Origin of the sequence: Pseudomonas syringae group sp. J309-1, assembly GCF_032582135.1 — a bacterium.
Classification (GTDB): Bacteria; Pseudomonadota; Gammaproteobacteria; order Pseudomonadales; family Pseudomonadaceae; genus Aquipseudomonas; species Aquipseudomonas quasicaspiana.
On sequence record NZ_JAWHNU010000107.1, the window covers coordinates 1 to 7,125 of the forward strand.

General features: G+C 58.0%; 5 protein-coding genes. 1 reads left to right on the top strand and 4 read right to left on the bottom strand.

Going from position 1 to position 7,125, the window contains the following annotated elements; translation table 11 throughout:
* Positions 1-149: 149 nt before the first annotated feature.
* A complete protein-coding gene (locus RX972_RS28715; protein WP_316880650.1) occupies positions 150-656 on the bottom strand; it encodes a GNAT family N-acetyltransferase in 507 nt (168 codons plus the stop codon).
* Positions 657-945: 289 nt separating this feature from the next.
* Between RX972_RS28715 and RX972_RS28720 the strand changes: the two genes are divergently transcribed.
* A complete protein-coding gene (locus RX972_RS28720; RefSeq protein WP_316880653.1) occupies positions 946-2,187 on the top strand; it encodes a nucleoside recognition domain-containing protein in 1,242 nt (413 codons plus the stop codon).
* Between the two features lie 9 nt (positions 2,188-2,196).
* On the opposite strand, the gene RX972_RS28725 is transcribed toward RX972_RS28720, so the two are convergent.
* The 3 genes from RX972_RS28725 to RX972_RS28735 form a co-directional block, all read right to left on the bottom strand.
* On the bottom strand, positions 2,197-3,402 hold the full coding sequence (locus tag RX972_RS28725; RefSeq protein ID WP_231670279.1) for a DUF5924 family protein: 1,206 nt from the start codon (positions 3,400-3,402) through the stop codon (positions 2,197-2,199).
* Between the two features lie 174 nt (positions 3,403-3,576).
* Complete coding sequence (locus RX972_RS28730) at positions 3,577-4,962, bottom strand: pitrilysin family protein (RefSeq protein ID WP_316880656.1); 1,386 nt, start codon at positions 4,960-4,962, stop codon at positions 3,577-3,579.
* A 72-nt stretch (positions 4,963-5,034) separates the two neighbouring features.
* Positions 5,035-6,687 (bottom strand): Na/Pi cotransporter family protein, encoded by a 1,653-nt coding sequence (locus RX972_RS28735; RefSeq protein WP_027900027.1) that lies wholly within the window; start codon positions 6,685-6,687, stop codon positions 5,035-5,037.
* Between the last annotated feature and the right edge of the window lie 438 nt (positions 6,688-7,125).

The window sequence follows — 7,125 nt, forward strand, 5'->3', positions numbered from 1 at the left end:
GCGCGCTCCTACAGATGAAAAAGTACTCCAAATCAAATAGTTGTAGTTTGTTTGATAGGAGCCGGGCTTGCCCGCGATAAAGGCGACGCGGATTTCAGGCTCACCGCGTCAGCTTCATCGCGGGCAAGCCCGGCTCCCACAAAAGCTACTCAGTCTCGCCGCAACACATAAAACTTGCTGTCCACCTTCATCACCGGAAAGCTCTCCGGCAGGTCTTCCTTCGCCACTTCAACAAATCCGTGCTTCTCGTAAAACCGGTGCGCGGCGAGGAATTTGTCGGTGGTGCCCAGGTAGATCTCCTGCACGCTGCGTTCCCAGGCGTTTTCAAGCAGCATGTTGAGCAGCTGCGCCGCCACTCCAAACTCACGCCCACGAAACGGCGCTGCCACGAACATTTTCCGCAAGGCGGTCTGCTGTGCGCCGATGTCTTTGAGGCCGATGGTGCCGATGACCTGGCCTTGATGTTTAGCAACCCAGAAGTCGCCTTTGCCGACCTGATAGAAGTCAGGAATGGCCTGCAGATCCGGCTGATCCTCAGCGCTGATAGCAATGCCGAACTCTTCACGTTGGATCGGCAGGATGACGTCAATCACGCCTTGCTGATCAGTGGGTTCAAAACGACTGATCTGGATATCGCTTATGGCTGGTGCTGACAAAACAAGGCTCTCCTTCTGATCCGGTGCATAGCCAAATCCTACCTCTGATATCGACAAATCGCTCAAACATTACTGAGCATGCTCTCAAGGGGGCGACTGCCGCCCACTAACGTCGCCAAACGAATAGAGGTGGCAGCTGTGTGCAGGTTGGCGAAACGGAAAAAAAGGAAGCCGGCAGATCCGAAGGTCTCCTTGGTACCGCTCAGCTGTCGCAGAATGAAAATCTCTTCAGGGTTTGTTGTTTGCCCTCGCACCGCTATCATCGCGGCATCTTGCGGGGGACTTTTGAATGCTTAACGCTCTATGGCTCGGTTTTTTTCTGATTGCGGCAATCTCCGCATTTGGCCAGTGGCTGATTGGCGGTAACGCCGGCATTTTTGCGGCCATGGTCGAAAGCATCTTTGCCATGGCCAAGCTGTCGGTTGAAGTCATGGTTCTGCTGTTCGGCACACTGACGCTGTGGCTCGGTTTTCTGCGCATTGCAGAGAAAGCAGGGATCGTCGACTGGCTGGCGAAAGTCCTCGGGCCACTGTTCCTGCGCCTGATGCCGGAAGTCCCTGCGGGCCACCCTGCCCTTGGCCTGATCACCCTCAACTTCGCTGCCAACGCATTGGGCCTGGATAACGCGGCAACGCCTATCGGCCTCAAGGCCATGCGCTCGCTGCAGGAGCTCAACCCCAGCCAGACCACGGCCAGTAATGCACAGATTCTGTTTCTGGTACTCAACGCGTCTTCGCTGACGTTGCTGCCTGTTTCGATTTTTATGTACCGCGCACAGCAAGGCGCCCTCGACCCGACGCTGGTGTTCTTGCCCATTCTTCTGGCGACCAGCGCCTCGACGATCGTCGGCCTGTTGTCGGTGGCGTTCATGCAGCGCCTGCGGCTGTGGGACCCGGTCGTGCTGGCCTACCTGATCCCCGGCGCACTGCTTCTCGGCGGTTTTATGGCGTTACTGGCAACCATGTCAGCAGCGGCATTGGCCGGCCTCTCTTCTATCCTCGGCAACCTGACGCTGTTCGGCCTGATCATTATGTTTCTGGTGATCGGTGCGTTACGCAAGGTGCAGGTTTATGAAGCGTTTGTCGAAGGCGCGAAGGAAGGTTTTGACGTCGCCAAAGGCCTGTTGCCCTATCTGGTAGCGATGCTCTGTGCGGTCGGCGTGCTGCGTGCTTCGGGCGCGCTGGACATGGGCCTGGAAGGTATTCGTCATCTGGTTGAGTGGCTGGGGGTCGACACACGCTTTGTCGATGCGTTGCCGACTGCCATGGTCAAGCCGTTCTCGGGCAGCGCCGCTCGGGCGTTGTTGATCGAAACCATGCAGACTCAAGGCGTAGACAGCTTTGCAGCACTGGCTGCCGCGACGATTCAGGGCAGCACCGAAACCACGTTCTACGTGCTGGCGGTGTACTTCGGTGCCGTTGGCATCCAGCGCGCACGCCACGCCGTTGGCTGCGCGCTGCTGGCCGAGCTTGCCGGTGTGATCGCGGCAATCATGGTCACTTACTGGTTCTTCGGCGCAACCGCGCAGTAAGCGTCAGCCTTACTGAGCGGCGGGCTCGGCAGCTTCAGGTTTGACGTCAGGCTCGGCCGCCTCAGGCTGAGCCTTTTCAGGCTCTTTTGCCTCGGGCTCTGAGCGCTGCGGCGCAGGCTCATCAGCCCCGCTGTTACTGTCATCGCCACCCGGCTTGAGACGGATTATCCGGCCAGAAGGTCGAGTGACAGGCGCCTGATCAGCCTCGGTCACTTCAAAACGCAGCACGCCGATCATCTGCCCGTCTTCGGTCAGCACCCTCACCTGCCATTTGCCCACCGCGTCCTGTGGGAAATTGCGTTTGTGGGTCCACGCTCGGTAGCCTTCTTTACGGCCACCATGGATATCCAGCGCAATCCGGTCGACTTCTTTGCCGTTGTGTCGCCACACGTGGTAAATCCGCTCATCCAGACCACGCGGCGCATTGATCGAGGTGTAGGCGTACAAACCACTGTTGCGAACCTGATTAGCGCTGACTTGGGTGACGCTGTCCCCTGGCGTGCGGTTCTTGTTATCGAAGTCGATGCTGACCGCTACTTCGGTCAGCCACAGCGTCGCGGGCGGCACCCATGAACGCAGCAGCCAGCCTGCGCCGCCGATTGCCAGGATCATGACCACCACGCCCACGCCGCGCCGCCAACTGGTGACCGGGAAACTCGATATCAGGCTGGGGAATGACAGCAGCATCGCGATGCCCAGCGACAGCTTGTAACTCTCGGCGGTGGTCAGGTGCAGGATGATCGGCAGCGCGGTCAGCAAGGCAGCGAACAGGGTCAGGGTGTGCAAGGCCATGAACAGCCAGCGCCGAGGGGCAAGCCATTTGTAGTACAGCGGATCAATGATGGAGATAAGACCGGCCGCACCCAGCATCCCGGTAAAAATCGCCTGGGCGCTGTTCCATGTAGTGGTAATGAAGAAGAACGGCAGAACGAAAAACAGACTTTCCTGGTGAATCATCTGCGTGCCGTATCGCAGTATTCCTTCGGGAATTCTGCGTTTGAAAACCTTGGTGAACAGCACCATGGCGCTGCTTTCGACCATCAGCCATAACCAGCTGAGCAGCATTACCACGGCGATCCAGGTGGCCAGGCCTTCCTGACGGTCCACCAGAATGAAGCTGGCGATACCCGAAACGAAACCACCCGCCGCAATAAGCCCCGGATAACGCTTCATCAGTTCAACGATGCGGACGATCAGGGATTTCCATTGAGGCATTTCAGCGATTCACTTGATGGTGTGGAAAAAGGGTCAGCAGGATAACAGCGCTGCCAGTGAATTCATTGAATGATTGAGAGTTAAACGCCGCCCTCTGTAGGAGCTGCCGAAGGCTGCGAAAGCGGTCTTCTGGAAAAACGCATTCGCAGCCTTCGGCAGCTCCTACAAATATGATCATCGGCGTTTACGGCGATAGCTGTTAACGCGCCATCCCACCAGCAACACCAGTAAGCCCACCACTGCCGTCGTCAGCCAGAACGCACTGTCGTAACTCAGCAACGACTGTTCAGTGCGCCAATAACTCTTCTGCTTGAGCAATTCGCGCAGCGCGCGATTGGCACTGTCGAGGCTGACGGCTTTGTAACGCTTGACCGGATCAGCAAACCGGCCTTTTTCGTAATCGTTGAGCGCACCCCAGTAATAGTCCGCCAAGGCACTGTTGCCCTGCACGGCCCAGGCCTGCTTGGCGATGGTGGCTTGTTTGATCCGGGCGAATGCCGCCGGATCGAGGCCGTCCACTTGCAGACGATCGAGCATTGCGCGGACGTATTCCTTGGCCTGATCAACGTCATCGCGCTCCAGGTCGGCATTCAAGCTCATAAAGCCCATGCCGCCGAAGACCTCCCGGTCGACCCACGGACCGTAAGACAAACCGTGCTTGAGGCGCAGGTCGCTGTAGAGCGCCCATTCAAGGTAGTCGCTGACGAGCTCCAGCGTTTCATCATGCTGATCGTCCAGCAGCGGCTCGTTGAATATCAGATGCAGCCGCGCAGCGTCGCCCAGCGTTCCACGAATCAAGGTGCGGTCTTTTTCAGCCGCGCCATTGGGCTCGGCCAACGGAGGATGGTCGATGGGATCAAGCGCATCAAGCTCACCGAACGTACGCTCCAGATAGCTCGGCAACAGCCGGTCCAGGTCGCCGACCACGATTAGTGTCATGTTGTTCGGCGCATACCAGGAGCTGAAGACCTCTTGAACCTGATCCAGGGTGATGTGATCGACCTGCGGGCGCTCGGCGCACTTGAGGCCCATCTCCACCGCCAACTGGCTGCTGGCGTTGTGACCCAGATCCTTGCGATCCAGCCAGCGTTGCAGGTGCGAGTAATGGCCGCCATCTTCGCGCTCGACGATACGTTTGACGGTATCCAGATCGGGCTGATCGAAGTGGGTCTTGGTCAGCACATCCAGCAGCAGGTCCAGCACCTTGCGCTGATTCTGCGCCGGAGCCTCGATCACAAACGTGGTGTCGGTGTTACTGGTGAACGCATTCCAGTCGCCACCCAGCGCCTGCATGCGCTCTTCCAGCCCTCCTTCACCCGCATCGTCGATACCGCTGAACAGCAAATGCTCCAGCAAATGCGGCAGCTCTTTGTCTTCACACGGGAAGTCATCGAAACCAATGCCGACCACCAAACGAATGGCCACGTGACCTTTTTCATAGCCTGGCTTGAGCAGGAGTTGCAAACCGTTGGGCAGCATATAGCCCTCGACCTGAAAACGGTCGAGAGCGGAGGAAGGCAGTGCGATCAGAAACAGACAAGCGAACAGCAGGCAACGCATAAAACATTGCTTCCTTGCGGATCGGTATGTCTAACAGACTTCGATGTGCCCGGTACGTTCACATCACCACTTTTACGCGGGCTGCTCTGGCTCGCTTTCGCTGGACAATGCGCCAGTGTCGGCGGTTTCCAGTACGGCGTAGGCGCTGCTGCAAAACAGGGAGTTGAGGCGCTTCATGTCGGCAATCAGTTCAAGGTGCAGCGAACTGGTTTCAAGGCTCTGCACCACTTTGCGTTGCAGGCGGCTGACGTGGGCATGGGCCAGGCGACGCTCCTGGGCGCGGAAGCGGCGTTTTTCACGCAGCAACTGGCGAGCGCTTTCCGGATCACCGCTGAGGAACACCGACAAGCCCAGACGCAGGTTGGCCAGCAACTGCGATTGCAGGCCCGCCAGTTCTTCCAGCCCGACCTCGGAGAAGGAGCGACGCTGGGAGGTTTTCTGCTGCTGGATTTTGCGCAGCATGCGTTCGATCAATCCGGCAGCCAGTTCCAGGTTGATGGTCAGCTCGATGATTTCCGCCCAGCGCCGATTGTCCTGCTCACCGAGGTCCTCCCGGGGCATCTGCGCCAGATAAAGCTTGATCGCGCTGTACAGCGCTTCGACGTCATCGTTGAGGCGACGCATTTCCTGAGTCATGGACGTTTGCGTACCGCGCAGGACTTCCAGCATCGAGCCGAGCATGCCTTCAATCAGGTCACCCATGCGCAGGGTTTCCCGCACGGCATTGGCCAACGCAAGGCTAGGCGTAGACAGGGCTGTCAGGTCCAGATGGCGCGGCTTGGCCAGCCCGTTGACCTCGGGACGCTCCGGCAAGATGACCGAACACAGCCGCGCCATCGGGCCGACGGTGGGCAGCATGATCAGACAGCGGGCGGTGTTGTAGACCAGGTGGAAGCCAATGACCATGTCTTGCGGGCTGAAGCCCAGGCTGTCGATCCAGCGTACGAGTGGGTCGAGCACCGGAATGACCAGCAGCAGGCCAAACAATTTGTACAGCAAGCTGCCCAAGGCCACTTGGCGACCGGCAACGTTCTGCATGCTGGTGCTCAGGAAGGCCAGCATGCCACTGCCGATGTTGGCGCCGATCACAAGGCCGATAGCCACCGGCAAGCTGATGATTTCAGCGCCTGCCAGCGTTGCGGTCAGCAGCACGGCGGCCAGACTGGAGTAGGAAATCATCGCGAACAGCGCGCCCACCAGTGCATCCAGCAGCAAATCGCCGGTCAGCGACGCAAACAGTACTTTTACGCCAGCGTTTTGGGTGATCGGGGCCGCAGCGGCGACGATCAGTTGCAGCGCCAGCACAATCAGCCCAAGGCCAATGGCAACGCGCCCCATCTGACCTAGACGAGTCTGCTTGCGCGACAGAAAGAACACCACGCCCAGGAAAATCAGCAGTGGCGACAGCCAGGATAAATCGAACGTCAGGATGCGCGACATCAAGGCCGTGCCGACATCCGCGCCCAGCATGATTGCCAGGGCAGGCGTCAGCGCCATGAGGCCCTGACCGACAAATGAAGTCACCAGCATGGCGGTGGCGTTGCTGCTCTGCACAACCGCGGTCACCAGAATGCCGGCGATAAAAGCCAGCGGACGCTTGGACATGTTCTGACTGATGACCTGACGCAACTGCGCGCCGTACACGCGCAAAATGCCGGTACGAACAATGTGAGTGCCCCAGATCAGCAAGGCCACGGCCGAAAGCAAATCGAGCAGGGTCAGCATACGGAAAGCCCCCTGAGGTGTGCCCATATGGGCAATGAATTGAAGGTGCAGCGAATGTCGCGCTTGCCAGGCCTTACTAACCTTTAGTCGGCCTTTGGCTTAAATGCCAACAATGATTGGCATCCAGCCATTGAAACAAATATGTAATAAATCAGCCATCTACATTTGCGTGCAAGGAAACACGATCCCTGTGGGAGCGAATTCATTCGCGATAGGCCGGTATATCCGATGGATATTTATCATCTGTAATCGCCCCTTCGCGAATGAATTCGCTCCCACCAGAACCGCATTTACACTGCACGAACTGCGACTGCAGGCAAAAAAAAGAACGCGATCTCTGTGGGAGCGAATTCATTCGCGATAGGCCGGTATATCCGATGGATATTTATCATCTGTAATCGCACCTTGATCCACATAAAGAATCCCACAAACCAGCCA